The organism is Lacrimispora xylanisolvens (genome assembly GCF_002934545.1).
GTDB lineage: Bacteria > Bacillota > Clostridia > Lachnospirales > Lachnospiraceae > Lacrimispora > Lacrimispora xylanisolvens.
Genome location: NZ_PTJA01000001.1, coordinates 406,687 through 432,955 on the forward strand (window position 1 = coordinate 406,687; position 26,269 = coordinate 432,955).

Consider the following 26,269-nt stretch of genomic DNA (forward strand, 5'->3'; position numbering starts at 1 on the left):
CGTTCTACTCAGCGAAGCTTGTAAGCTTCACGGTAACCGGAAGCAACGGCCTGTTTGATTCTGCCGATGTGGTTGGCATCGCCAATCACGATTACGTTCATAAATTCTTTTTTCAGTTCATCAGCCAGCCGGTTCTCTGGTTTTACCCCAAGTGAAAGTACCACAGCGTCTGCAGCCAGAGTCTTCTTATTTCCGTCTTTATCTTCCAGAATAACTCCGTCAGGCAGTATCTCAAGCAGCTTATGGCCGGGATAATATTCAGGATTTGAAGCACCCAGTTTTTTCTTGATATCAGTCAGTGGCTGCCAGTAAGCTCCAGGTCCGATCTCATCAGCCATATCCACAATTTCCAGAGTGTTTCCCATGCTTGCCAGCAGTTCGGCAGTTTCCATGCCGGTCAGTCCGGAGCCGATAACTGCTATTTTTTTATTAGAAAATGTGGTCTTTCCGCTTAATATCTCCTCTGTTGTATAGACATTGGAACCACTGACACCAGGAATAGATCCGGGAATGACTGGCTTTGAACCGGTCGCAACAAACACTGCATGAGGGTTCAGCTTTTTGATTTCCTCTGCTGTGGCGGGAGTATTAAGGCGAACGTCCACATTCAGCTTCTGGAACATGCTTTCATAGTATTCACCCATCCAGCCCATTTTCTCTTTGCATGGAGGTTTTGAACCAAGCCATACCTGACCGCCAAGGTGATCACATTTTTCAAATAATGTAACAGCAAAACCTCTCTGAGCAAGTGTCAGGGCGGCTTCCATGCCAGCAGGACCAGCCCCGATTACTGCAATACAGCGCCCGTTACCATTGTTTTCAATGTCATTATAAAACCACTCCTGTCCCGTACGTGGGTTGACAGAGCAGTTAATGCCGTCAAACATTGTCTCCATACAGTTAAGACATGAGATACAGCGGCGGATTTCATCAGTGCGCCCGCTCTCTGCTTTATTGCACCATTCCGGATCGGCAAGAAGTCCGCGGGCAATGGTCACTCCGTCGGTGCGTCCCTGGGCAATAATACGTTCCGCAAATTCCGGATTACGGATCACTCCCACTGCAAACACGGGAACATCAATTACTTTTTTAATCTCCTCAGCAAGATATACCTTCCAGCCTTCCGGATAGGAAACTGGCTCCCATGCTTCGTTCATGGTCTCGTATACGCCTGCAGAGACATTGACTGCATCAATTCCAAAGGGTACTAAATATTTAACGATTTCAATGGATTCCTCCAGTTTTAAACCTGTTTCATTCTCTGGAATTGGAAATACAGAGCGCTCAAGGAATTCATCTGCTGATATTCTCAGCATAATTGGGTAGTCGCCCAGTCTCTCACGAATCCCTGTTACAATTTCCTGAATGATGCGGGCGCGTTTCTGAGGGCTGCCGCCGTATTTATCTGTTCTTTTATTGGTGTAGGGAGAGAGAAACTGATTGAGCATGTAGCCGTGGGCAGCGTGGATCTCAACTCCGTCAATTCCGGCTTTTTTACACCGTTCTGCACCGTCCACAAACTGTTTTACAAGTTCTTCTACCTGTTGGGTGGTCATCTCAAAGCAGGGCCAGTTTATCAGCAGACTTTTCACTCCGCTGGGGGTTGCGCACATTCCGCCTGGTACTGCGGTCTGGCGGCCCGGGTGGTGAAGCTGAACGAAGATGGCACCGTCATAATAATGAACCGCATCGGCCAGTCTTGTGAGGTCGGGAATAAACTTGTCATCAGTGACAGAAGTCTGACGGTCGCCCATCATACCGTGTTCATCATTTACGCGGGTTACTTCGTTAACAATAAGTCCGACTCCGCCCTTTGCACGGGCAGCATAGTATGCGATTTCCTTATCGGAAACGGTCTGATCCGGATTGGCAGTCATGTTGCCCATTGCTCCCATGACCACACGGTTTCTGATTGTTAAAGAGCCTATTTTTAAAGGAGAAAATAAATTTGGATAGTTCATAGTAAATCCTTTCTTTTTGCTTTACTGATAATTGTCATAAACCTTTGCCATCATATCTGTGAGGACAGCTTCATCCTGGGGAACAATACATCCCATGCGCATCATTTCGCCAAGTGCGTATGTAACAGTGGATAGAACCTGCTCTCTGGTAAAGCCAAGGTCTTTCATGGAAGGAATTCCGATTCTGCGGTTGAACGAACGAACTGCATCTGCAAGTTTTGTGGGAAGCTCTTCAACAGAAGAAATCTCCAGTTCAAATATTTCCGCTACTTTTCCATAAATTTCAGGCCTTGCTGCAGCGACCAGCTCGATTACAGACGGAGTTACAAGGGCGCAGCCGATACCATGAGGAATATGTAATCTGGCTCCCAGTGCATGTGCCATGGCATGTCCCACATTTACCTGGGAATCCTGGAATGCGATACCTGCAAAGTTGCTGGCGATGGCCAGATTATAACGAGCTTCTTTGCAGTTTGGGTCGTCCACAGCCACAGGAAGCCATTTGTAAATTCGTTCCATACTGCTCAGTGCTAACGTGTCGGAATGAGGGTTTGGCATTACGTTACAGAGACATTCGTTGCAGTGGGAAAATGCATCCATGCCAGTGTAGGCAGTAATTGTTTTACCCAGTCCCAGTGTTAAGTCGGGATCTACGATAGCAGCGTTTGCCCACACGATACAGCCACATTTCTGATGTGTTTCTGTATCAGTAATAACAGCTACAAAAGTGGACTCTGAACCGGTTCCTGAAGTAGTCGGTATCATAATTGTTTTCAGGGCAGGTGCTAATATAAGTGGATTCGCTGGATCAAAATGAATCATTTTTTTAATAGTAACGTTTTTCTTATTGGTAACATATAAGGCAATACCTTTGGCCGTATCAAGACTGGAGCCGCCACCGCATCCGATTACTGCGTCTGCACCAATGCTTTCTGCAAGCTGGGCGCCTTCCATAACGGTAGTATCCGGGGCGTCCATTTTTACTCCGTCATAAATGCTGACTTTAATTCCACTCTGCAATAGGCTGTCCATAACTCTCTCAGGAATTCCAGTCTCTGCAATTGCTTTTTCCGTTACCAGGAGTACATGGGTCATTCCTAATTCTTTTGCTATGGCACCTGTGTTGTTTACTTCCCCTGGTCCGAAATAAACCGGGCATAATTGTGAATATCTTGACATTGTGGCATCTCCTTATTAAGATAGTAGTAGAAAATGTTTGTTACTATAATAACAATCTCTCTGCAATCAGTGTAGCAATTATAATGAGTGCCTACAATGGCACAGATTATGAAAATTTTAACAAAGTATTGTTGTTATAAGATAGACGGCGTTTGTTTCAGAATGACAAACGCCGTCTGTGCGATTTGTTGAAATTTTACAACCGTTTGCGTGGAAAGTATGGTAAAATTTATGAATGCATCACATTTGTTTACCAGGCGAAAATGAAAGGCGATGACGATTTATGATGACTGATTCTGAAACTGGAAAAAATACCGATGATTTTATTAACAAACTACTTGATGCCTCCAACAGCAGTCATAATATACAGCTGTTGCTGGATATCGGTTATCAGGAGCTGGGTAATCCTGTGCTGCTGGTTGATGTTGCCCTTTGCTTTGTTGCACAGACCGGAGGTGGTCTGATCACGGATGAACCGCTTTGGGACTGGACTCTTTCCAAAGGCTATGTGACGGAGGAATACGTGAAGTATATCTTAAGCGGTGATAATTCCCAGTATGACCCCGGTGAAGAGTGGTCGACCGGGGACTCCAGATTCATCTGGCAGGAAGGACTCCTTCATCACAGGCAGCTGGTTGGAAAGGTGAACAGAAACGGAATTCCCATTGGTTATCTGAAGCTTCTGGAATACAACAAACCCATAACGGATGAAGATGTGAATAAGCTGAATATTCTCTGCAAATTTCTTGCAATCTGTATGAATACCTCCATGGGAACGTCAGACCAGGAAGATTCACTGATCGATACACTCCTGACTTCTATGCTCACCCAGCGTCTGTATGACAAATATGCCATTGAGGAAAGAGTGAACCGCTTCGGCTTAAAGCTCTATGAAAATCTGTCGGTAATTGTACTGGGGACCCGTAAACTGATTACGGATAAAATTTATTTTATAAAGAAAAAAATGAAGAATTTTTTGAATCGGGAAACGGTCATTACATTTAAAGGGAATCTGATTATTCTTTATGATTACAAAACAAAAGTACCGTTTTCTGAAAATGAACTGATTAATCTGGAAAAATTATGCGCCGATTTTGATATTAAAGCAGGCATCAGCAATTCGTTTAAGGAAATTTATAAGTTTGAATCGTTTTATCACCAGGCACTCACTGCACTGGAACTCAGTACGGAGACAAACCATAAAGAGCGGGTAGCTTTATATGATGAGTTCTGCATTCATCATATGGTCAGCCTGTTTTCAGAGCATAGTGATCCGGTGGTTTTAATCCACCCTGCTATCAGGTTTTTAAAAGAGCATGACCTGGAATACAGCAGTGAATTGTGCCCGACGTTAAAGGAGTATTTAAAAAACAATCAGGATTTATCTCTGACTTCGTCGGCACTTCATATTCATTACAATACATTAAAGTACCGGATTAACAAGATCATTGAACTTACGGATCTTAGTTTTTCTGATAAAACTATTTTTCGTCTGCATCTGTCGTTTATTGTATTTGATTATCTGACTGAAACAGGAAAATCAAATCTATTGAAATAAAAGCAGGGACAGGCTGAATACTGGGGGGAATATGTTACGTTTCGTTTTTCATTATTATAGTAAATATAAGAAAGGCATAGTTTTGGCACTACTGCTATCCTTACTTAATTCTTTTATGACAGTGTTGTGTTCACAATTTTTAAAAGATGTAATTAAGGGCACTCTGGCGGGAAAAAGCAGTTTTCTGGCAGAAAAGATTGCCCAGATACTTTGTCTGACACTGGTTTGGGTTATGGTAATCTATAGTTCCAAATTGGTAACTGGAAGATTAAGTATTTACATGACCAGCAGGTTAAGGCAGGATGTAATGGAAAAGATAATGAATATGCGGTATGATTATCTTATGGGTCAGCAGAAGGGAACTTTTTTAAATAAACTGAATGAAGATATCTCCGATGTCAGCAGATACTTTGAGCAGCTTTTGTTTTCTGTTTTTTTAAATGGAATCAGCGTTTTGGTAATTCTTGTATATTTACTTGCGACTGACTGGAAGCTTACTTTAATATCCATGATCTGGATTCCATTTACCACCATACTGTATCATAACTTTTTAAACAGCATTGCCGGTTTTACCAGAGAAAAGAAGAAACAGCAGGATGCACTTACTGCTAAAACTCAGGAACTGTTTGAATGCTATGAGACAGAGAAAAGCTATAATTTACAGGAGATAAATTTATCTGAAATTGATACCAATATTTGGAAGGTTTATCAGGCTGATTTAAAACGGCAGAAAAAAGAGGCTATGACAAATGCTTTCAGCTCTATGATTCGCTGCCTGCCTGTTTTGTTTTGCAGTATATTTGCAGCAGGTATGGTGATAGAGGGAGCATTAACAGCGGAAAACTTTATTTCTTTTCTTGTTCTGCTGGGGTTTATTTCATCCCCCATCAGCAATTTTACGTCAGTGTTAGTGGAACTGAATAAAGCAGGAGTCAGTGCAGAACGGTTACGCAGACTGTTAGAGGCACCGGAAGAAAGCAGCAGAGGCAATGTAACCAGCCTTCCTTTTTCTGACCCGGTGATACAATTCCAGGATATCTGTTTTTCTTATGATGGTTTAAATCCTATTTTAAATGATCTGACTTTTGAACTGAAAAAAGGAGAGCGGATTGCTTTTGTGGGAGGTTCCGGAAGCGGAAAGACAACTTTAATGAATCTGATACTGGGACTGTTTGAGCCTCAGAAGGGAAATTACCTTCTTTATGGAACTCAGGTTACAGATCTGGATATAAAACTGGTGCGGGGGTGCTTTTCCATTGTTTCTCAGGAGACGTTTTTATTTCCGGATACCATAGAACAAAACTTATTGTACGGAAACCGCAGTGCAACCAGAGCAGAGCTGGAAAAAGCGGTAGGAGACGCAGGGCTTGCTCCTTTCATCGAAAACCTGCCTGAGGGGTATGATACCATACTGGAAGAGAATGGGGTCAATCTGTCGGGAGGGCAGAGGCAGAGATTTGCCATAGCAAGGGCTCTTCTTAGAAACAGTGAAGTGATTATATTTGATGAACCAACTTCGGCTCTTGATCCAAAATCAGAAAAGGAAATCACGGAATTAATTGAAAGGACATTAAGTTCCAAAACCATTATCTCCGTTGCTCATAAGCTGAATACAGTCCTGGACTATGACAGGATTTATCTGATGGATCACGGGGAATTGAAAGAACAGGGAAGTCACCAGGAACTGCTTGGGAAAAAAGGACTTTATTATCAATTATTTCACAGTCAGAATGGTATGGGGAGGGATTTGGTATGAAACATTACCTGTCTCAGATAAAAGAGGCACTGGACTATCTGGGGAAAGAAAAGAGACTGTATCTTGTATTTCTTCTTTCTTTGGGATTAGGCTATTCAGGAATGGCTATTACAATTTCTCTGATCCCACAGGTGCTCATTGATGCTTCTGTCAGTGGGAACTATGAACATATGAAGGAAAAGCTGTTCCTTTATGCCGGACTGTTTTTTATGTCCTTTTTAACATCAATCCTGTCCCAATACATATACAGACGATGTGTTCTCCGGTTCCAGGCCGGGCTTAGAAGAAGTGTGATGGAAAAGAAAACAAGGCTGCCAGTTTCCTATTTTGAAAACAGCCACAGCGGAGAGTTCCTTTCACAGATGATCTATGATATAAATAAGGCAGAAGAACTTTACCGGTCTAAATACAAAGAAGCGTTTAATCCCATTGTCGCTTTGATTACCAGTGTGATTCCCATGTTTCTTCTGGATCATACTTTGACCATGTTATTGCTTTTTATTTCTCTCCTTTGTGTTTTGGCCAATGCTGCTTTCTCAGAACGGGTGAAAACAGCCGGCCGTCTGACAGCTGGTGCAAGTGCTAAACTGTCAGAACGGTCAACCGATATTTTATCCGGAATATTGACCATTAAGGAATACCAGTTAAATGAGGTTTTATCCGGGAAATTTCGTACTGCAAATAAAGAATATGCAGGGAATGCCCTTAACAGAGAGAAAATTGGTGCATTTTTAGAGGCTATGAACAGTGGTTTTACTGTATTATGCAGCATTGTATTTCTCGTTGCCGGATCGGTTATGGTACAGTCGGGGAAGACAACCTATGGTACTCTGGTGGCACTTATGAATCTGGAATCCAGTATTATCTGGTCTGCCTTATCAGCAGGAAAGAGATTCCCGGAACTTTTTGATAATATTGCAAGCCTGGAACGCATTCAATCTTTTTTAACTATGGAGGAAGAAGTAATCCATGTACCAGACCGGCTGGAGGAGAATCAAAATCAGAGTTTTATTGAGTTTAAAAATGTGGATTTTAGCTACAAAAACAACAGAGAAGTACTGAATCATTTTAATATGCAGATTAACCAGAATGAGGTGGCAGTTATAACCGGCAGGTCGGGCTGCGGGAAATCAACCATTTTTAAATTATTGCTGGGATTTTATAATGCGGATAAAGGTTATATAGCAATCGATGGAAAGAGTCTGGAGGAATACGGAGCAAATGAACTCCGCCAGATGATTGCATATATACCACAGCGGCCATATCTATTTTATGGCACCATTGAAAAAAACATACGTTTCGGTAACCCACAAGCGTCCTTTGAACAGATTGTTCAGGCGGCGAAGGCAGCCTGTGCCCATGATTTCATTATGGAACTGCCGGGAGGATACGATTACGTAGTGGGAGATAAAGGCAGTAAATTATCCTTTGGACAACGGCAGCGGATAGCAATTGCAAGAGCATTTTTAAAAGATGCTCCCATTATTCTGTTTGATGAAGCCACATCCGGATTGGATTATGAGTCAGAACGGTTCGTATTACAGGCGGCAGAACAATTGATACAGAATAAAACAGCCCTCATTATCTCACACCGGGAATCCGGTGTAAGGTTATGCAATAGAAAAATTGAAATCTCATCAGTAAGATGAAGTCTTAATAAAATGGAGGTATCATGAATAAAAAAATTCTACTTACGATAATTACAGTATCCTTTCTGGCAGCAGGCTGCCAGAAAGCGGCTTCGTCGGACCCCTTACAGGATACAGAAAGTTCGTCTGTGAAAGAGACTCAGGATATAACCATATCCATACAGTCAACTCAGGAGAGTAAGCCTTCTGAAACTACCATGGCGGAGAAAGAAAAAGAAACAGACTATATGGATTATTTTAAAAAGAACTGGATCAGAAATACAGACAGCAACTTCCCTGAAAACGGAGGCATCACGTTTGTGATTAACGGTATTTACAACGGTAAACTTAGGGGAGAGATTACAGCGGTGGGCGGCAGTCCTTCTTACAACATCGACAATTCTCAATTTGAAGGAATTGTAGACGGGGATACAGCAGAATGCGTGCTTATAGATGATACAAGGGGAAATGAAGGGACGCTGAAATTAACATTTAAATCTCCCAGTGAAATGACTGCAGAAATAAAGATTACTAAGAAATCGGAAGATACGGTAATGACGATTCCTGAAGGTAAGTTTGACTTTGCTCCTAATAATCTGAAAAATATAGAAGGTTTTGAACCAATTGAGAATCAATCCTTTCTGGTGGATCTGGATTCGTGGGGAAAAGTTAAATTTGTATCTGGAAAGCTGACTCAGGGGAATCATGTACCGGTAGTTTTTTATCTGACCAATGAAGAAGGGGATATTTTCTACGAATTTACCAACGGCTTTCCTTACAGTGTTGATGTAGAAGCAGTTTCATTTAAAGATTTAAATAATGATGGGTTAAAGGACATTATTACAATCGTTTCCGATCAATACGATGGAGGCAGCGGCCAGTTAATTGCTGAAGTATGTTTTCAGCAGAAGGATGGTACCTTTATAACAAATTCTGAGCTCAGTCAGGAAATCAATGATTCCGGTAACAACAAAGATATTAAAACGGTTACCAGTTATATCCTGAATAAAAAATAAAGAAATTTAATAACAACTATTGACAAAATAATTAATAGTGTATATAGTTAACTGTGTTAGCTAATTAAAACAAAACAAGAAGGTGACAAAATGGATTATACAAGCCTGGCCCGTGAATATATGCAGATCATGCACCAGATGCGCAATATGAATGGGCAGAAGAAGATACATGATTCCATGCATGGCGAAAATTTTATGCTCTTTTATATTTCTAAACGTCAGGGCGGTATTATTCCAAGTGAAATCAGCAACGAAATGGGAATCACCTCTGCCAGAATCGCTGCAGCGCTGAATAGTCTGGAGGCAAAAGGCCTGATTACCCGGAGAATTGACACAGAGGATCGCAGAAGAATTCTCGTAGATCTGACTGAAGCAGGAAGAGAACAGGCGAAGAAACATTCTGATATGATTTTGAATATTACTAGAAGCATGCTTGAGTATCTGGGAGAAACAGATGCCACGGAGTTGATCCGGATCATGAAGAAGCTTGCAAAAAGAAATCCCCAGGAGTTTAATTAATATGCGGCCGATTAGTCGGCTGCATATTTTACCAGAATTAACTAATACTATTAGTATATAACGAAGTTAGTAAACAGGAGGATCATACATGTTAAGTATACTGAAACGTTTGAAAAAGGCAGAATGGCTACAGGTTTTTGCCAGTCTGATATTTATTGTTGCTCAGGTCTGGCTGGATTTAAAGCTTCCGGACTATATGTCAGAAATTACCAGGCTGACACAGGTTCCAGGCAGTGAGATGGCAGACATATGGGCGGCAGGAGCAAAAATGCTGGTATGTGCTTTAGGCAGCCTGGTTTCTGCAGTAGCAGTCGGCTTCTTTGCAGCCAGAATTGCAGCTTCTTTTTCCCAGAGACTCAGAAGTCTTTTGTTCTCAAAAGTAGATTCTTTCTCCATGGAAGAAATTAACCGCTTTTCTACTGACAGCTTAATTACAAGGTCCACCAATGATATCACCCAGGTGCAGATGCTTATTACCATGGGGCTTCAGATGCTTATTAAGGCTCCCATTATGGTGGTTTGGGCGATTACAAAAATTGCTGGAAAAGGTTATGAGTGGACTGTGGCAACAGGTGTTGCAGTGGGAATTATGGTTGTGGTCATTGGGACAATTATGATGTTCATTATGCCCAAATTTAAAAAAATGCAGTCACTGACGGACAGTTTAAACCGGGTTACAAGAGAGAATTTAACTGGTTTACGGGTTGTAAGAGCGTATAATGCAGAAAATTACCAGGAAGAGAAGTTTGAACAGGCCAATCAGGAACTGACTGCCACCCAGTTATACACCAACCGTGGCATGGCAATTATGATGCCTATGATGACTACATTAATGAGCGGTTTGTCTCTGGCAATTTACTGGATTGGTGCTAATTTAATTAACGCCGCCCAGGCTATGGACCGGCTGACTATATTCTCCAACATGGTGGTATTCTCATCTTATGCGGTTCAGGTAATCATGTCCTTTATGATGCTGGTAATGATTTTTATCCTTCTTCCAAGAGCATCCGTCTCTGCAAAGCGTATTAATGAGGTACTTGAAACAAAGCCGGTTATTATTGACGGAGATAAAAAAGAAGGGAAAATGGGTGCCCAGGGAACCATTGAATTTAAAAACGTCAGCTTTCAATATCCGGGAGCTGCCGACTGTGTTCTGGAGAACATTAGTTTTCAGGCAGGTAAGGGTGAGACAGTGGCATTTATCGGTTCTACCGGAAGCGGTAAAAGTACGCTGATCAGTCTGATACCCAGGTTTTATGACGCAACAGAAGGCGAGATTCTGGTCGATGGTGTGAATGTAAAGGATTATACACAGGAGGCTCTTCATAATAAGATTGGTTATGTGCCCCAGAAAGCAGTGATGTTTCGCGGGACAGTAAGCAGCAATGTGGCGTTTGGCGATAATGGAAAGAAGAAACCACTGCCAGAAGAGATTAAATCAGCCGTAAGGACTGCTCAGGGCAGTGAATTTGTGGAGAACATGGAACATCAGTATGAGGCAGAGATCGCACAGGGAGGGACCAATGTATCAGGAGGACAGAAACAGCGTCTTGCCATTGCCCGTGCCGTCTGCCGAAAACCGGAGATTTATATTTTCGATGACAGCTTTTCTGCACTGGACTATAAAACTGACCGGGTGTTAAGATCTGCTCTTAAAAAGGAATCCCAGGGAGCCACCAGTCTGATTGTTGCACAGAGAATTGGTACAATTATGGATGCAGATCAGATTATTGTTCTGGATGAAGGAAAGATCGTTGGAAAAGGAACACACAGAGAGCTGCTTCAAACCTGCAGTGTTTACAGGGAAATCGCAATGTCACAGCTTAGTCAGGAGGAATTAATATCATGAGTGAACAACAAGGAAAAAAGAATTCCCATACAGGTCCAATGTCAGGCGGTCCCATGGGAAAGGGATCTATGGGGCAGGTTGTGGAAAAACCAAAAAACTTTAATACTACAATGACAAAGCTTCTGGCGTATTGCAAACAATATCTTCCTGCCATCATCTTTGCCCTGGCTGCGGCTGCGGCTGGAACCATATTACAGATTATTGGACCGGATCAATTAAAAAACTTAACAAATGAAATCATGAAAGGGCTGCCTGCCATGGTAAATGGAGCGCCTGTTCTGGGAACCATTGACATGAATGCCGTTTTAAAAATTGGGTGGACGCTGGCTGTGTTTTACGGTGTTTCACTACTGTTAAACTATATACAGAGTCTGGTCATGGCAACCATTACACAGGTTATCTCGAAAAAGATGAGGACAGATATTTCTCAGAAGATGAACCGCCTGCCTTTGAAATACTTTGATTCGGTTAGCATCGGAGATGTATTAAGCCGTGTGACCAATGATGTGGATGCCATCGGACAGACATTAAATCAAAGTGTTGGAACTTTAATTTCTGCTATTACCATGCTGGCTGGTTCTTTGATCATGATGGTTTATAACAGCTGGATTCTTGCGTTGACTGCGGTAGGTTCCAGTGTAATAGGCTTTAGTTTCATGATGATTATCATGAAACAGTCACAGAAATACTTTAAACAACAGCAGACAGAATTAGGTCAGATTAACGGGCTGATTGAGGAAGTTTATACTGGTCATAATGTAGTTAAGGTTTATAATGGCAGCAGGGAAGCCAAAGATGCGTTTGAAAACAGCAACCGCAGTTTATACAGCAGTGCATGGAAATCACAGTTTCTTTCAGGACTCATGATGCCTCTGATGAGCTTTGTGGGGAACTTTGGATATGTCGCTGTCTGCGTGGTAGGTGCGTCTCTTGCTATGAAAGGAACCATCACCTTTGGTGTGATTGTGGCATTTATGTTGTATATCCGTTTATTTACCCAGCCGTTATCCCAGATCGCACAGGCAATGAATAATCTTCAGAGAACTGCAGCTGCAAGTGAACGTGTTTTTGAATTCCTTGATGAAGAGGAGCTTGAGAACGAATCAGGGAAAAAGAATGTTCTGACTGATGTAAAAGGAACTGTAGAATTTAAAAATGTCAGATTTGGTTACACACCCAATAAGCCGGTAATCAATAACTTCTCTGCAAAAATTAATGCAGGACAGAAGGTGGCTATCGTTGGACCTACGGGAGCTGGAAAGACTACCATGGTCAATCTGCTTATGAGATTTTATGAGACGGATGGAGGAGAAATTCTGATTGACGGGGTACCGGTAAATCAGGTACCAAGGGAGAATGTGCATGCGCAGTTTAGTATGGTATTACAGGATACCTGGATTTTTGAAGGAACCATACGGGAAAATATTATTTACAGCAAGCAGGGGGTGACCAATGAAGATGTAATCAATGCCTGCAAAACGGTAGGTCTGCATCATTTTATTATGACATTACCAAAGGGTTATGATACAATATTAAATGATAAGGCCAGTCTTTCAGAAGGCCAGAAGCAGCTGATTACCATTGCAAGAGCCATGATACAAAACGCACCTTTATTAATCCTTGATGAAGCCACAAGCTCGGTTGATACCCGTACAGAACGTATGGTTCAGACGGCTATGGATCAGCTTACAAAAGGAAGAACGTCCTTTGTAATTGCACACCGGCTTTCAACCATTAAAAATGCAGATTTAATTCTGGTTATGAAGGATGGTGACATTATCGAAAGCGGAAGCCATGAGGAACTGCTTTCAAAGAACGGATTTTATGCACAGCTCTATAACAGTCAGTTTGAGGCAGCTTAATAAAAATATGATAGTAAATACGGAGGCAGGATATGAAGTTTTGTTGGACAACCATTCATGTAAAATCTTTAGAAGAGTCAATCCGGTTTTATCACAACATCATTGGTCTTGGCATTGTAAGTCAGTTTGAGGCTGGACCCCATATGAAAATCGCCATGCTCGGTGAGCCGGGCAATGCGCTCATTGAGTTAATCGAACAGAACGGTATTTCCCAGGAGAGCAAAGGGATATCAATTGGGTTTGAAGTTCCATCAATTGAAGAGGCGATGGCGATGGTAAAGCAGAATCAGATAGAAATTAAAAGCGGTCCATTTTCGCCAGCACCTTCCACCACGTTCTTTTTTGTGGAAGACCCCAATGGTTTGGAAGTACAGATTGTGCAGCACGGATAGAGTTATGTGATTGTTTTTTAAGAAGGAGAGGGCTATGAACAGAGGCGTGGTTGTGACAGGGGGAGCTCACGGAATAGGAAAACAAATATGTTCTGCTTTTATCAATGCAGGAGATCGGGTGTGTTTTATTGACACAGACGAAAAAAGATCCCTGGATATTGTAAACCAGACCCCCGGTTTGTTTTATTTTAATGGAGATGTGGCAGATCCGGCAGACCTGAAAAATTTTATTGAATTTGCCCTTGATAAGCTGAAACGGATTGATATTCTGGTCAATAACGCCTGCCGGGGAAACAAAGGGATCTTGTCAGGATTAACTTACGAAGAATTCGACAACACCTTATCCATCGGATTGAAGGCTCCTTACGAATTAAGCCGTTTATGCAAGGATGAATTGAAGAAGAACCGGGGCAGAATTATTAACATTGCCTCTTCCCGCGCATTTCAGTCAGAACCTGATACGGAAGCCTATGCCAGTGCGAAAGGTGGGATCGTTGCTTTGACTCATGCACTGGCGATCTCATTAGGTCCGGAGGTTTTGGTTAATTGTATTGCACCTGGCTGGATTAATGTGACCGAACAGGAAAAATTTAGCCGGGAAGATGTGGCTGCGATTCCGGCTGGGAAAGTGGGAACGCCAAAGGATATTTCAAAGATGGTGGCATTTTTATGTGATCAGGATTTTATTACAGGAGAAACCATTACTGTAGATGGCGGTATGAATAAGCGGATGATCTACCATGGTGACTGGAACTGGCATTTTAAACCCAATTCACATAACTGAATTACAAAGGAACCATGACACAGAGTAGGCAGTAAATTACTGGATTGATGAATATAAAAGAAAAAGCTTTGTGCGCTAGTCCGTAATCTCGAAAAATTTGGAACCATAGAGGTGTTTCAGAGAAGATCCAGTGATGATTTTAATCAATGTGGTTTACTAAATTTTCAATGGACGGATCATAAACTGTTGGACATGATGGAACGGAATATGAAAATTATTGGATTATTTTAAAATAAAAATCAGATTCCCCTTTGCTTTTTTTGAAACTGTCAGTATAATAAAAGTATTTTTCAAAAAAAGAAGATACTTTAAACAGCCAAAAAAAGGAAAAGGAGCTGATCGTATGATAATAGAAATTTGGTCCGATTTTGTCTGCCCCTTCTGCTATATGGGCAAAACGAAGTTCGAAATGGCATTAGATAAGTTTGAGCATAAAGATGAAGTGGAAGTCGTATATAGAAGTTTTGAGCTAAACATGTCAGGAGAATCTGTAAAAGGAAAAGATATTAATCAGGTAATCGCAGATAAGTACCACACCAGCTATGAGGAGGCAAAACGTAATAATGATATGATTGTGAAAGCAGCAGCTGAAGTCGGACTTCATTACCGTTTTGATTTATTAAAGCTTAATAGCACAGGACTGGCTCATGAGATAATTCAATATGCAAAGTCAAAAGGAAAAGCGAATCAATTGGTGAACCGCTTCTTTCAGGGGTATTTTGAAGAAGGAATGGATATCGGAGACAGGGAAGCTCTTCTACAGCTGGCGGAAGAAGCAGGTCTTGATATTGCTGACTTAACCATACAATTGGCTGGTGATCAGCTTAAGTCAGCGGTGAGAAAGGAAGAGGAAATGGCCGGGAGATTAAATATCAATGGAGTACCGTATTTTTTAATTAATAACTGGTATGCAGTCTCTGGTGCTCAGAATCCTGATACATTTCTTCACGCACTGCAGGAAGCATATGAATCGGAAAAATAATATGACTTTATGATTTACAGTTAATAATAAAACTGCCGTTATAAACCGCCTTAAATCCGGTATAAACGGCAGTTTTTATTATTTATTTTTACTTTCAGACACTACCTGCACCACCGGGCGACTTCACAATTAGGTGAACTGCGGGATCCATTACGGCTGACTTAATGATAAATTTACCACATATATTATAAAATATGTGCAAAGTGCACTACAAAAAAAGTCATAAAAGAATACAATCAGTACAAATGTATTGAAGGGAGAAGCTTTTATGAATGATGCACAAAGTAAAATATATGATATTTTAAAAGCACGTGGAATTGATGCAGAAAATGCTGATGGCATTAAGGAAGAGGATATACCGGAAGCGTCAGAACGTTTTAATAAGCTAATGGACATCTATTATTCTATGAAGGTTACCGCAGATATGGAGATACCTTACTGGTATAACAGGCTGTGGTGGGAGAATGACGGAGATATACTTGAGGTAAGAAGAGCCAGAGCAGTGGGAGGTGCGTATGCTCACAGCACTCCGACAGTACTGCCTTATGAAAAACTGGTCATGAGCAAAACAAAGAATTTCCGCGGAGCATTTCCATTTCCCTGGGTCTGTGCCAGCTTTTTCAATTCTCTTGCAGAATCCCTGATGAATGAAGTAGATGCCCCTGCAGAGAGCGAGGCAGATGCTGTCTCAGTAGTAGGCGCAGGAGGCGGTAACGTAACTGAAAGCTACGGAGATATTATTTCCATTGCGAAGAAATTTGGAATGAGAAAAGAAGAAATTCCCGTCCTGGTTAAGGTATCCAAGTATTGGGAGGGTATATCTGTTGAAGACATCAGTGATAAATATGCACAGATGCTTCCGGATTACGATCAGTTTAAGCGCATCATGGATGCAGTGGTTGTCATGTTTGATTCTTTTGCCATTCCTCAGGGCAGGGAGGTAATCAATTATTATATGCCATTACAGTATGGTTTTGACCGGATCATTCAGCTTTGCGATGAAAAGATTAATGAGACAATGGGGGAAGCAGGCGAAGACGGCATATTAGGAATGAGCCGCGGTTATTATTATGCAGCAATGAAGGAAATTACGGCAGGCTTAAGTAAATGGTGCGATAACTATGGAAAAAGGGCAGAGGACCTTGCAACAAGAGAACCGGATGAAGAAGTCAGGGCAAATTATTTAGAAATCGCCCAGGTGATGCACAATGTTGCCCATAAACGTCCATCCACCTTCCGTGAAGCCCTTCAGATGACATTATGCTGCCATTTGGGCGTCGTAAACGAAGATCCCCAGTCAGGACAATCCATCGGACGTCTGGGTCAGGTGCTTCAGCCGTTCTATGAGAAAGATATCGAAGATGGAATTACCACAGATGAGGAAGTAATCGAACTGCTGGAACTCTACCGGATTAAGATAACCTGTATCGAGTGCTTTGCCTCTGCCGGTGTATCAGGCGGTGTGCTTTCCGGAAATACCTTTAATAACCTTTCCCTTGGAGGACAGAATTATGACGGTTTATCAGCAGTCACTCCTCTTGAATATCTGATTGTGGAAGCGGCTATGAGAGCAAAGACCCCACAGCCCACGCTTTCTGTTCTTTATGATGAAAAGACACCGGAAGATTTCTTAATGAAAGCCGCAGCCTGTACAAAGCTTGGTATGGGTTTCCCGGCATGGATGAACAATCAGACCGGAATGAACTTTATGTTAAGACAGTACGGTGCAGAGGGAATGGACCTTTACGATGCTAGAGCGTGGTGTCTGGGCGGCTGCCTGGAATCGGCTCCGGGCTGCTTTATGCCTTTGGATTATAACGGGAAAGTCACCATGATTCCCGGAGGCGCCTCTCCAACCTGCGGAACCGGAATTCATTTTACCGGTCTTCCAAAGATTCTGGAGCTGGTTCTTACAAACGGTCTTGATAAGAGAACTGGAAAACAGGTATTCCCTCCTCATAATGAGAAAATTGATACATATGAGCAGATGGTGGATTTATGGAAAAAGTATCTGGATATATCAAACCGGATTGTAAACCGGATCAACAATATGCAGATGGATATCTGGAGAAAGTATAACATGCCTGCTGTGAATTCCCTGCTGAAACCGGACTGCTTTGCAAAGGGACAGCACATTGGCAACTGTGGATCGAGATATAATGCCTGTATCAACTTTGAGTCCTGCGGCACCATAACATTTATTAACTCCCTGGCTTCTATAAAGAAGAATGTATTTGATGACCGGGTGTTTACGCTGGAAGAGATGACAGAGGCTCTGGTTAATAACTTCGGTTTTAAGACTGCGTATGAGACCAATGTATTTTCCCCGGATTTCAGAGAAAGCACTGAGTCTGCTTCAAAGTATGACCGGATATTTGCAGCATGCATTCATGCTCCCAAATACGGAAATGCGGATTCCTATGTAGACAGTCTGCTGAAGGACTATCACATGTTTATGCTTCACTACCTGCCCACACTCCGCTCCTATTATGGCAAGCCGGAATATTTATGTCAGATTTCCGTATCTACCCATGGCCCCCAGGGCTTTGTCACTCTGGCGACTCCGGATGGAAGGCTTGCAGGAACCACTTATTCCGACGGTTCTGTTTCCGCAGCGGCAGGAACCGATAAAAACGGAATTTATGCCATCTTTGAATCAGCCACTGTATATGACCACTCTCAAAATCAGAATGCGCAGATGAACTTAAAGCTTCATCCGTCAGCCGTGAAAGGACTTTCCGGAACAAGAAAGCTCCTTGACGTAATCCGTGCCTATATGCGCAAGGGCGGATTTCATGTTCAGTTTAATGTTGTTGGCTCGGATACCTTAAAGGAAGCTCAAAAGGAGCCTGACAAATACAGGGACTTAATGGTCCGTGTAGCCGGGTTCACCCAGTATTGGTGTGAAATCGGCAAGCCGATTCAGGATGAAGTGATCTATAGAACCGAGTATGATCAGGCTTAAAGCCAACAATAAGGAGGAAGAACAGATGAAGCATGTTAAATGCGTGAACTTTTTAAACTTAGATTGTGAAAAGGGAATGTGTGCCCTGAGCAAGGCAATCGTTCCGATTGATGGAGAAGGAAGTGACGCATGTCAAAGTTACCAGCCGGCTCCGGAATGCGGAAATTGCCGCCATTTCTATGATGGAGACAAATACGGAATGGGAATGTGCAAAGGATATGAAAAGGAAAACTGGGCATATGCCACCTGCGGCGCATTCTCCTGTGAAAAATATGAAAGCAGAAGATATCAGGAAGCCTGATATGGAAAAAAAAGGGCTGATATTTGATATTCAGGCTTTTTCCGTACATGACGGTCCGGGCTGCCGCACCAATGTTTTTCTGGCCGGCTGCCCGCTTCAGTGTAAATGGTGCGCCAATCCCGAAAGCTGGATCTGTAAAAAGCACCTGATGTTTGCTGAAAAAATGTGTAAATATGATCATGGATGCAGGGCATGCAAGGATGCGTGCCCCTACGGTTCCATTGTCATAACGGAAAGCGAAAAGCCACGTATAAACTGGGAGATATGTAAGAACTGCAGGACCTTTGAATGCACCGGAGTATGCCCGAACAATGTTTTAAAGCAATGTGTGAAAGAGTATGAGCCGGAAGAACTGGTAAGCATTCTGCGGCGTGATTTTAATAACTGGGGGGCTGAGGGGGGGGTGACCTTTTCCGGAGGCGATCCCATACTTCAGCATGAGTTTCTCATTGAGGTGCTGAAAGACTGCAGGAAATGGAATATTCATACATCCATTGAAACCAGTGCATACTTTCCGGAAGAAATATTTCTCCAGGTAATGGAGTACATTCATTTCGCATTTATTGATGTGAAAAATATGGACTCCATCGCTCATGAGATGGGAACGGGGGTTGGAAATGAACGGATTCTTTCCAACATTTCCGCATTGAAAGCCTCTGGCTGGAAGGGCAGACTCGTATTGCGTCAACCCACCATTTGGGGTTATAATGACAGTGATGAAAATGCAAGACAGCTGATTGCGTTCATGCAGGAGAATGACTTATTCGAAGTGAATCTTTTAAAATTCCACCGGTTAGGTACAACGAAGTGGGAGCAGCTGGGTAAAACTTATGAATACTCCGATCATGGAGATATGAGCGACGAGCGGATGAAAGAATTACAAAATATTTATTTAAAAGCAAATATAGCGTGCTACATCGGTGATGACACCTTGTTTTAATACCTATAACCAGCAGGAGAAGAGTATGGATTTAAAGGACAGTTACATTTATGAATTTATTAAAGAGAGGAATATCGGTGATATCTCTTTAAAAAGCTGCAAAAAAGGAAGCGTCATTACAGACGGTGCAGATGACAGAATACATGTAATTTTCCTGCTGGAGGGCGCTATTAAGGTTGTGACTACCAGCATTGAAGGCAAGCAGATTCTCATAGATGAGGTATGTGAAAACAGTTTCAGCGGACACATCAGCAAGGTAAGGGGACAGAACTTTTTTGCCACTGTCATAGCCAAAACAAATTGCATTTATCTGGATTTTCCTGACAAGGTATTTGATGAATTGATGAAAAACCAGGATTTTGCCTGCTTCTTCTACAAAAGCACCAGTGACCGGGTTTATCTCATGTACCGTAAGCTGTTAGCGAAAGAACTGTTTTCACAGGAAGAAATGATCGCTTATTACCTGCTATCCAAAGCAGATAAAGAAGATCTGGTTGCGCTCAGTAAATATTATATCTGCGAAGCCATGGGAATCAGCAGAAGAAATTTTTATAATATAATAAACAGATTTTATAAAAATGGCTGGGTTAAAAAAGAGGGTATGTGTGTCAGAATCATAAGAGGTGACGAGCTGGAGAGAGTTTCTAATCGTATGCGCTGGTTTTTTGCGGAAAGCAGCATATAACTGTATCGTGCATTGAAGCAGGAGAATGTGAGATCGAAGAAGATGGCATATATAATTGAAAAAATAACAGAGAATCACTGGAAGATCAATTTTACAACATCTGCCGCCCACTGGATGAAGCTGTTGGAGAGTGATGCAGGAAAAACAAAGCATAAGCTGGAGAGATTCGCCCAGGAAGAATTTGAAAAATTTGCGGAGGACTGTGAACGTATCATACTTTCAGAGTCCGCTTTTCATATGGAGCAGATGAAGCTTGACAAGCCGCTGGTTTTTTCTATAAAGGCAGAGCTGTCACCCAAGGTCATCCTTGGTCAATATAAGAACCTTAAAGTGTTTGTCAAAGAGGATTCTTATACTGAGGCAGACAAAAGAGAGTCGGCGTTAATGGAACTTCTGATTCAGGGTTCCGGATTTGGAGATGTCACAGCAATGATTGAGAAGATGATACAGCAGATGACAGAAGAATATGCCAGCCGCTTAAGTCAGGAGGGATTGTCCCTTGAACAGTTTTACAAGATGACAGGCAGCTCCCTGACAGACTTAATGAAGCAGTTTCAGCCTGCGGCAGAGCGCAGGGTAAAGGGCCGGCTGGTTTTGTATGCCGTTGCAAAGGCTGAGGGGATTAAGGTCAGTCCTGAAGAACTGGATTATGAACTGAAACGCTTATCAGCGCTTTATCTGATGCCGGCTGACCAGATCAGAAAGCTTTTGGCCGGAAGTGAGGGCAGAAAGCTGAAGCAGGATATTCTGATCAATAAAACCATGAGATACTTAATGGATCAGAATGAATTTGCGGTAAGCGCAGAGGCTGGCGTTGTAAAATAACAATAAAACTGCCGTTAGAACCGGATGTATTCCGGTTTATACGGCAGTTCTTTTTGTATAAGGATATTTTAATTACTCAGATTATTAATTTGAATTTATCACCGATACAAAGTTGCTGACAAAGAATGGTGAGAGTATTATCTGAATCATGTACAACACTGTCAATACGTAATAGAGGATAACCTTTTGCAATTTCTAAGGATCTGGCCTCTTTCGGGGGCGCGAATATGATGTCTATCTCCTTGGAAGAATGCTCTAAAAAAATGTTATACTTGGTTTTCAAAATTTCATAGAGTGATTGATCATTCAGGTTTTCAGAAAACAGGAATGAAAACATCTCAGGAAATCTGTTTGATTCCAATACCACAGGTTTGGAATCTGCATAACGGATGCGCTCTAATACTAATATTTTTTCATCTGGCTTTAAATTCATAAGCTCAATATCTTTCGCAGTGGGGTCTTCCAATGCAATTTTTGTGGTTTTTGCACCGGGTATGGCTCCCATTAGCTTGCACAGTTCTGTAAAGCTTACTGCACCGGCAGAAATACCTCTTTGCAGTTTTTTTTCCGCCACAAAAGTTCCCTTACCGGTTTTTCGCTCCAGATAACCAAGCTCTGAGAGTCTGGCGAGGGCTTTCCTTACCGTTACTCTGCTTACATTGTATTGCTCGCTTAATTCATTTTCTGTTGGGATACGCGTACCAGCGGCACGTTCTCCCCGTTCAATTTCACTGCGAAGTATATTCTCAAGCTGCTGATAGAGCGGGGTAGCGACTGTACTATTCAATTCCATAAAACTTCACCTCTGATTCCTAAATAATCACCCAATTTGTTTGTGTTATAGAAATTATTATAATACAATAAGCTACGTTTGTATACAAAAAAACCATATTTACCTGTTTGATCTTTTGATTATTGACAAATGTATTATAATGTATTATCATGAAACTACAAAAATAAAATACAAAACAAACATAAAAGGAGAGCTGATATGTCGTATAATAGTTCAGATATCAAAAGAATCATAGCAGAAATAATTGAAGCAAAGAAAGATAAGGGAGGTGTAAGATCTCTTTATCTGGTAGGATGCGGGGGATCTCTGGGAGCTCTTTATCCTGCGAAAACATTTATGGAAAAAGAAAGTGCAAAGATTAAATCAGCCTGGATTAACAGTAGCGAATTTGTCCATAGCACACCAAAAGATTTTGGAGAAAATTCGATTATCCTTCTTGCGTGCCATAAAGGTAATACACCAGAAACAATTCAGGCGGCTAAGCTTGGAAGAGATAGGGGAGCAGCCGTAATTATTCTTACATGGCTGGAGGAATCTGAAATTGTTGAATTTGGTGATTATATTGTATTGTATTCTTTTGATGCAAGTCCGGACCATCTTGCCGGTAATATCGATTATTCGGGAGAAAAAACACTCTGCGCTTTATATGTAGCTGTTGAACTTCTGGCACAGACAGAAGAGGGTTACGCAAATTATGACAAATTTTATGAAGGTGCCAGAATGATCACCACGATTATTCGTAATGCAAGAAATCATGTGGCGGACCGGGCAAAGGAATTTGCAATGGCAAGAAAGAATGACAGTGTAATTTATACAATGGGCAGTGGCGCATCTTATGGAGCGGCTTATATGGAAAGTATCTGTATATTTATGGAGATGCAGTGGCTGGATTCCAGTTCTATTCATACGGGAGAGTATTTTCATGGACCATTTGAAATTACAGATTCTAACAGGCCATTCATGATTCAGATTTCCGAAGGTTCTACACGGGAATTGGATGAAAGAGCACTTGTATTCTTAAAAAAATATGCTAAAAACATCGAAATTCTGGATGCAAAAGAGCTTGGTTTATCTGTGATTGATGGTTCTGTAATCGATTATTTCAATCACTCTTTATTTAATAATGTATATCCGATTTATAACCATGAACTGGCAGCGGAGCGTCAGCATCCATTGCCAACACGCCGTTATATGTGGAAGGTAGAATATTAAATATATCGTATGGCAGGAGCGTAATAAGGTCCCGGTATGGAGAGACTTCTCTATGCTGGGGCTTTTTTATAACAAATGTATTATAATGTATTTTAAGACTGTGAAAAACACCCAAATAAATATTGATAAATTATACAATATGTAGAAAAAATCAATAACTATTGACAAAATAACAAGAAAAATATAATATTGTATTAAATACAAAGCAATACAATTAGATACAATATAAAATAAATCGAACGGTTGTGAGTATTAATAATGTGCGCGCATTGTTTCTAAAAGAAAAGACAAAATTTATAAACTAGAGGAGGATTTGTTATGTTTTGGATAGAGTTAGCTATTGTCCTGGCAATTATATTCCTGGGTGTGCGTAAAGGGGGAACATTCCTTGCCTTTGCTGGTGGCATTGGAATGTTAATCATGACTTTTGTATTACATGTGAAACCATCTGATCCGCCAATTACAGTTATCCTGATCATGATCGCAGTAATATGTGCCGCTTCAACAATGCAGGCGTGTGGGGGCCTTGATTTCCTGGTAATGATTGCGGAAAAGATTCTTCGGAAGAATCCTAAAATGATTACAGTATTGGCACCAATTGTTTCTTATGTATTTACATTTATGTGTGGAACGGGGCACATAGTATACAGCTTACTTCCAGTTATTAATGAAATTTCAATTGATACCGGAGTAAGGCCGGAACGTCCAATCTCTGCCTCCGTTATTTCATCACAGCAGGCAATTACAGCTTGTCCAATATCCGCAGCTACCGTAGCCATTCTTGCATTTATGGCAGAGTCACCTTATACAGGTGTAAATATCTTTACATTGCTGTTTGTCTGTATTCCGGCTACTCTGATAGGAACCATTGCAGCAGCACTTGCAGTTATTAAAAAGGGAAAAGAACTTGCAGATGATCCGGAATTCCAGAGGCGTGTAGCGGCTGGTCAGTTTATCGGATCCACTGAAAAGCAGAAAGAGGAGAAAGAAGTTTCAAAAGAAGCGAAAGTATCTGTCACAATTTTTTTAACCGCAATGGTAGGGATTGTTCTTTTAGGCGCAGTGAAAGCACTGGTTCCAACGCTTTCCGATGGTTCAAAACTGCCGCTTACCACCGTAATTGAAATATTTATGTTAGTTGCAGCAGCAGTGATGGTGCTCGTAACAAAGCTTGACAGTAATAAAGTTTTGGATCAGCCAGTTTTCCGTACCGGAATGTTTGCAGTGATCTTAGCATTTGGGCTTTGCTGGTTGGTTAATACATTTATCGGAGATCAGGCATCCTTTATCACAGATCATATGTCGGCACTGACAAATCAGTATCCCTGGATTTACATCCTGGCAGTATTTATTGTAGGTGCGATCACAACCAGTCAGTCCTCTACAACAATGATCATGGTTCCCATTGGTATTGCATTAGGACTTCCTGCTAATATCATTGTTGCGGGCTGGATTGCCTGTTCTTCAAATTATTTTATCCCGGCTTCTGGTCAATGTGTAGCAGCTATAGCATTTGATTCTGCCGGTACAACTAAAATTGGAAAGTTTGTTATCAATCATAGTTATATGATTCCAGGTCTGGTATGTACGGTTGTATCTGTAACCGTGGCAATGCTTCTTGGGGCATTTATTTTCTAAGACTATAATCAGGAGGAGTAGAAGGATGAAACACAGTAAAATAATTGCTATCGGGGATAATGTCTGTGATAAATATCTTTCCAGAGGAACCATGTATCCGGGCGGACAATGCGTGAATACCTGTGTCTATACCACAATGAATGGAATGGATTGTGCATATCTTGGAAAGTACGGAACTGATGAGGTAGCTGATTGTGTTCATAATACACTTGTAAAGATTGGTATTGATGACAGCCACTGCAGAACATTTGAAGGTGAAAATGGATTTGCACTTGTCACTTTAAATAATAGTGACCGCGTATTTCTTGGTTCCAATAAAGGAGGAATAGCAAAGGAGAATCCTTTTAATTTTACAGATGAGGATTATCGTTATATTAAGGATTTCCAGCTGATTTATACAAACCTGAACAGTTATATTGAGAATGATCTGGAAAATCTGAAAGAGACAGGTGTGCCAATAGCATTTGACTTTTCTACCAGATGGACAGATGAATATCTGATTGAGGTGTGCCCGTATGTTACAATTGCGATCCTGTCCTGTGCCCATTTAAATGAAAAAGACAGGGAAAGAGAGATGCGGAAGGTACAGGGAAATGGCGTAAAAATCGTACTGGGAACCGTGGGGGAAGAAGGCTCTTACGTGTTATATAAAAATAAGACTTATTATGCCAAAGCAGTGCAGGCAGAGAACGTGATTGATACAATGGGTGCTGGAGATTCCTATTTTTCTGCATTTCTCTGTTCCTTATTAGAAAGCTCTGAAACAGATGAACTGATAGAAGAGGATGATCATAAAATGGAGCTGCGATTACTGGCTGCAATGAAGCAGGGAGCAGAATTCGCTGCAAAGGTCTGCGCTATGGAAGGGGCTTTTGGCTACGGGGTACCAATTGCCGGAAGGACACAGCTATAAAGTCAAAAAATAAGAAAGTATGAGGGTAACTAATATGACACCAGATATATATGAAAATAATAATGAAGGAATCTTATGTGTATACAAAAACGAGAAATGGCTGGTAAGCATTAAAAACTGGAAGCCGGATAATGACATTGATGGAATCGCACATCTGGAAATTCATCACTCAACGGATGAACAGTTTATACTTGCCGCTGGAAAGGCAATTTTAATTACTGCAGAAAGAGAAAATGATCAGTTTAAAATAGAGTTAACTCTTATGGAGCAGGGAAAAGTATACAATGTGCCAAAGGAGGTATGGTTTTATTCCATCACACAGAAGGATACCAAGATGATGTATGTGCAGGACTCCAATTGTTCTATGGAAAACAGTGATTTTTTGGATCTGACAGAGGCGGAAGTGGCTTACATAAAAGAAAAAGCCAGAAAAATGTTTGAAATGTAAGAGGCATTAAAAAGAGAGTTATTGCATAAGTAGAAACCTGCTGGCATAACTCTCTTTTTGTGT

At 41.4% G+C, this 26,269-nt stretch carries 22 protein-coding genes; 19 read left to right on the plus strand and 3 right to left on the minus strand.

All coding sequences use genetic code 11. The features are described 5' to 3' along the window. Positions 1-8: 8 nt before the first annotated feature. Both BXY41_RS01980 and BXY41_RS01985 read right to left on the minus strand, forming a co-directional pair. Entirely contained in the window at positions 9-1,961 is a 1,953-nt protein-coding gene (locus tag BXY41_RS01980) for an NAD(P)/FAD-dependent oxidoreductase (RefSeq protein ID WP_104434022.1), read from the minus strand. A gap of 21 nt (positions 1,962-1,982) precedes the next feature. After that, entirely contained in the window at positions 1,983-3,140 is a 1,158-nt protein-coding gene (locus BXY41_RS01985; RefSeq protein WP_104434024.1) for an iron-containing alcohol dehydrogenase, read from the minus strand. A gap of 283 nt (positions 3,141-3,423) precedes the next feature. Between BXY41_RS01985 and BXY41_RS01990 the strand changes: the two genes are divergently transcribed. From BXY41_RS01990 to BXY41_RS02060, 15 genes are all read left to right on the plus strand, one after another. Then, positions 3,424-4,698 (plus strand): PucR family transcriptional regulator, encoded by a 1,275-nt coding sequence (locus BXY41_RS01990; protein WP_104434026.1) that lies wholly within the window; start codon positions 3,424-3,426, stop codon positions 4,696-4,698. 31 nt (positions 4,699-4,729) lie between these two features. Next, positions 4,730-6,454, plus strand: coding sequence for an ABC transporter ATP-binding protein (locus tag BXY41_RS01995; RefSeq protein ID WP_104434028.1), 1,725 nt, complete (start codon positions 4,730-4,732; stop codon positions 6,452-6,454). Further along, positions 6,451-8,103: an ABC transporter ATP-binding protein gene (locus tag BXY41_RS02000; protein ID WP_104434030.1), complete on the plus strand. Its 1,653-nt coding sequence runs from the start codon at positions 6,451-6,453 to the stop codon at positions 8,101-8,103. The genes BXY41_RS01995 and BXY41_RS02000 overlap by 4 nt, the downstream gene beginning before the upstream one ends. Before the next feature lie 23 nt (positions 8,104-8,126). Then, positions 8,127-9,098 (plus strand): hypothetical protein, encoded by a 972-nt coding sequence (locus tag BXY41_RS02005; RefSeq protein ID WP_104434032.1) that lies wholly within the window; start codon positions 8,127-8,129, stop codon positions 9,096-9,098. Between the two features lie 90 nt (positions 9,099-9,188). Then, complete coding sequence (locus tag BXY41_RS02010) at positions 9,189-9,617, plus strand: MarR family winged helix-turn-helix transcriptional regulator (protein WP_104434034.1); 429 nt, start codon at positions 9,189-9,191, stop codon at positions 9,615-9,617. An 88-nt stretch (positions 9,618-9,705) separates the two neighbouring features. Then, positions 9,706-11,466, plus strand: coding sequence for an ABC transporter ATP-binding protein (locus BXY41_RS02015; RefSeq protein ID WP_104434037.1), 1,761 nt, complete (start codon positions 9,706-9,708; stop codon positions 11,464-11,466). After that, positions 11,463-13,328 carry an ABC transporter ATP-binding protein gene (locus tag BXY41_RS02020; RefSeq protein ID WP_207657048.1) on the plus strand — a complete coding sequence of 622 codons (1,866 nt, stop codon included), beginning with the start codon at positions 11,463-11,465 and terminating at the stop codon, positions 13,326-13,328. The genes BXY41_RS02015 and BXY41_RS02020 overlap by 4 nt, the downstream gene beginning before the upstream one ends. 32 nt (positions 13,329-13,360) lie before the next feature. Next, positions 13,361-13,720, plus strand: coding sequence for a VOC family protein (locus BXY41_RS02025; protein WP_104434039.1), 360 nt, complete (start codon positions 13,361-13,363; stop codon positions 13,718-13,720). 34 nt (positions 13,721-13,754) lie between these two features. Next, positions 13,755-14,504, plus strand: coding sequence for an SDR family oxidoreductase (locus BXY41_RS02030; RefSeq protein ID WP_104434041.1), 750 nt, complete (start codon positions 13,755-13,757; stop codon positions 14,502-14,504). 343 nt (positions 14,505-14,847) lie between these two features. After that, positions 14,848-15,486 carry a DsbA family oxidoreductase gene (locus BXY41_RS02035; RefSeq protein ID WP_104434624.1) on the plus strand — a complete coding sequence of 213 codons (639 nt, stop codon included), beginning with the start codon at positions 14,848-14,850 and terminating at the stop codon, positions 15,484-15,486. A 268-nt stretch (positions 15,487-15,754) separates the two neighbouring features. Further along, positions 15,755-18,451, plus strand: a complete 2,697-nt coding sequence (gene hpdB, locus BXY41_RS02040; protein ID WP_104434043.1) for a 4-hydroxyphenylacetate decarboxylase large subunit — start codon at positions 15,755-15,757, stop codon at positions 18,449-18,451. A 25-nt stretch (positions 18,452-18,476) separates the two neighbouring features. Then, the gene (gene hpdC, locus BXY41_RS02045; protein WP_104434045.1) at positions 18,477-18,752 is read left to right on the plus strand and encodes a 4-hydroxyphenylacetate decarboxylase small subunit; all 276 of its coding nucleotides are present in this window, start codon (positions 18,477-18,479) and stop codon (positions 18,750-18,752) included. A 1-nt stretch (position 18,753) separates the two neighbouring features. Then, positions 18,754-19,692, plus strand: a complete 939-nt coding sequence (hpdA, locus tag BXY41_RS02050) for a 4-hydroxyphenylacetate decarboxylase activase (protein WP_104434047.1) — start codon at positions 18,754-18,756, stop codon at positions 19,690-19,692. A gap of 25 nt (positions 19,693-19,717) precedes the next feature. Then, complete coding sequence (locus BXY41_RS02055; protein ID WP_170072146.1) at positions 19,718-20,377, plus strand: Crp/Fnr family transcriptional regulator; 660 nt, start codon at positions 19,718-19,720, stop codon at positions 20,375-20,377. 42 nt (positions 20,378-20,419) lie between these two features. Next, the gene (locus tag BXY41_RS02060) at positions 20,420-21,202 is read left to right on the plus strand and encodes a trigger factor (RefSeq protein ID WP_104434051.1); all 783 of its coding nucleotides are present in this window, start codon (positions 20,420-20,422) and stop codon (positions 21,200-21,202) included. A gap of 76 nt (positions 21,203-21,278) precedes the next feature. Here BXY41_RS02060 and BXY41_RS02065 read toward each other — a convergent pair whose 3' ends face one another. After that, complete coding sequence (locus BXY41_RS02065; protein WP_104434053.1) at positions 21,279-21,995, minus strand: GntR family transcriptional regulator; 717 nt, start codon at positions 21,993-21,995, stop codon at positions 21,279-21,281. 198 nt (positions 21,996-22,193) lie between these two features. On the opposite strand from BXY41_RS02065, the gene BXY41_RS02070 reads away from it, so the two are divergent. The 4 genes from BXY41_RS02070 to BXY41_RS02085 all read left to right on the plus strand — a co-directional run bounded on the left by BXY41_RS02070 (position 22,194) and on the right by BXY41_RS02085 (position 26,206). Beyond that, positions 22,194-23,207 carry an SIS domain-containing protein gene (locus BXY41_RS02070; protein ID WP_104434055.1) on the plus strand — a complete coding sequence of 338 codons (1,014 nt, stop codon included), beginning with the start codon at positions 22,194-22,196 and terminating at the stop codon, positions 23,205-23,207. 318 nt (positions 23,208-23,525) lie between these two features. Further along, positions 23,526-24,845, plus strand: coding sequence for an anaerobic C4-dicarboxylate transporter family protein (locus BXY41_RS02075; RefSeq protein WP_104434057.1), 1,320 nt, complete (start codon positions 23,526-23,528; stop codon positions 24,843-24,845). A gap of 25 nt (positions 24,846-24,870) precedes the next feature. Beyond that, positions 24,871-25,758 (plus strand): fructoselysine 6-kinase, encoded by an 888-nt coding sequence (locus BXY41_RS02080; protein ID WP_104434059.1) that lies wholly within the window; start codon positions 24,871-24,873, stop codon positions 25,756-25,758. Between the two features lie 34 nt (positions 25,759-25,792). Next, positions 25,793-26,206, plus strand: coding sequence for a cupin (locus tag BXY41_RS02085; protein ID WP_104434061.1), 414 nt, complete (start codon positions 25,793-25,795; stop codon positions 26,204-26,206). Positions 26,207-26,269 lie beyond the last annotated feature (63 nt).

Bases quoted from the DNA above. Each gene is read 5' to 3' on its own strand.
- hpdB (WP_104434043.1), top strand. From the start codon at position 15,755: ATGAATGATGCACAAAGTAAAATATATGATATTTTAAAAGCACGTGGA.
- BXY41_RS02035 (WP_104434624.1), top strand. From the start codon at position 14,848: ATGATAATAGAAATTTGGTCCGATTTTGTCTGCCCCTTCTGCTATATG.
- BXY41_RS02015 (WP_104434037.1), top strand. From the start codon at position 9,706: ATGTTAAGTATACTGAAACGTTTGAAAAAGGCAGAATGGCTACAGGTT.
- BXY41_RS02080 (WP_104434059.1), top strand. From the start codon at position 24,871: ATGAAACACAGTAAAATAATTGCTATCGGGGATAATGTCTGTGATAAA.
- hpdC (WP_104434045.1), top strand. From the start codon at position 18,477: ATGAAGCATGTTAAATGCGTGAACTTTTTAAACTTAGATTGTGAAAAG.
- BXY41_RS01980 (WP_104434022.1), bottom strand. From the start codon at position 1,961: ATGAACTATCCAAATTTATTTTCTCCTTTAAAAATAGGCTCTTTAACA.
- BXY41_RS02060 (WP_104434051.1), top strand. From the start codon at position 20,420: ATGGCATATATAATTGAAAAAATAACAGAGAATCACTGGAAGATCAAT.
- BXY41_RS02025 (WP_104434039.1), top strand. From the start codon at position 13,361: ATGAAGTTTTGTTGGACAACCATTCATGTAAAATCTTTAGAAGAGTCA.
- BXY41_RS01995 (WP_104434028.1), top strand. From the start codon at position 4,730: ATGTTACGTTTCGTTTTTCATTATTATAGTAAATATAAGAAAGGCATA.
- BXY41_RS02075 (WP_104434057.1), top strand. From the start codon at position 23,526: ATGTTTTGGATAGAGTTAGCTATTGTCCTGGCAATTATATTCCTGGGT.
- BXY41_RS02010 (WP_104434034.1), top strand. From the start codon at position 9,189: ATGGATTATACAAGCCTGGCCCGTGAATATATGCAGATCATGCACCAG.
- BXY41_RS01985 (WP_104434024.1), bottom strand. From the start codon at position 3,140: ATGTCAAGATATTCACAATTATGCCCGGTTTATTTCGGACCAGGGGAA.
- BXY41_RS02065 (WP_104434053.1), bottom strand. From the start codon at position 21,995: ATGGAATTGAATAGTACAGTCGCTACCCCGCTCTATCAGCAGCTTGAG.
- hpdA (WP_104434047.1), top strand. From the start codon at position 18,754: ATGGAAAAAAAAGGGCTGATATTTGATATTCAGGCTTTTTCCGTACAT.
- BXY41_RS02085 (WP_104434061.1), top strand. From the start codon at position 25,793: ATGACACCAGATATATATGAAAATAATAATGAAGGAATCTTATGTGTA.
- BXY41_RS02030 (WP_104434041.1), top strand. From the start codon at position 13,755: ATGAACAGAGGCGTGGTTGTGACAGGGGGAGCTCACGGAATAGGAAAA.
- BXY41_RS02055 (WP_170072146.1), top strand. From the start codon at position 19,718: ATGGATTTAAAGGACAGTTACATTTATGAATTTATTAAAGAGAGGAAT.
- BXY41_RS02020 (WP_207657048.1), top strand. From the start codon at position 11,463: ATGAGTGAACAACAAGGAAAAAAGAATTCCCATACAGGTCCAATGTCA.
- BXY41_RS01990 (WP_104434026.1), top strand. From the start codon at position 3,424: ATGATGACTGATTCTGAAACTGGAAAAAATACCGATGATTTTATTAAC.
- BXY41_RS02000 (WP_104434030.1), top strand. From the start codon at position 6,451: ATGAAACATTACCTGTCTCAGATAAAAGAGGCACTGGACTATCTGGGG.
- BXY41_RS02070 (WP_104434055.1), top strand. From the start codon at position 22,194: ATGTCGTATAATAGTTCAGATATCAAAAGAATCATAGCAGAAATAATT.
- BXY41_RS02005 (WP_104434032.1), top strand. From the start codon at position 8,127: ATGAATAAAAAAATTCTACTTACGATAATTACAGTATCCTTTCTGGCA.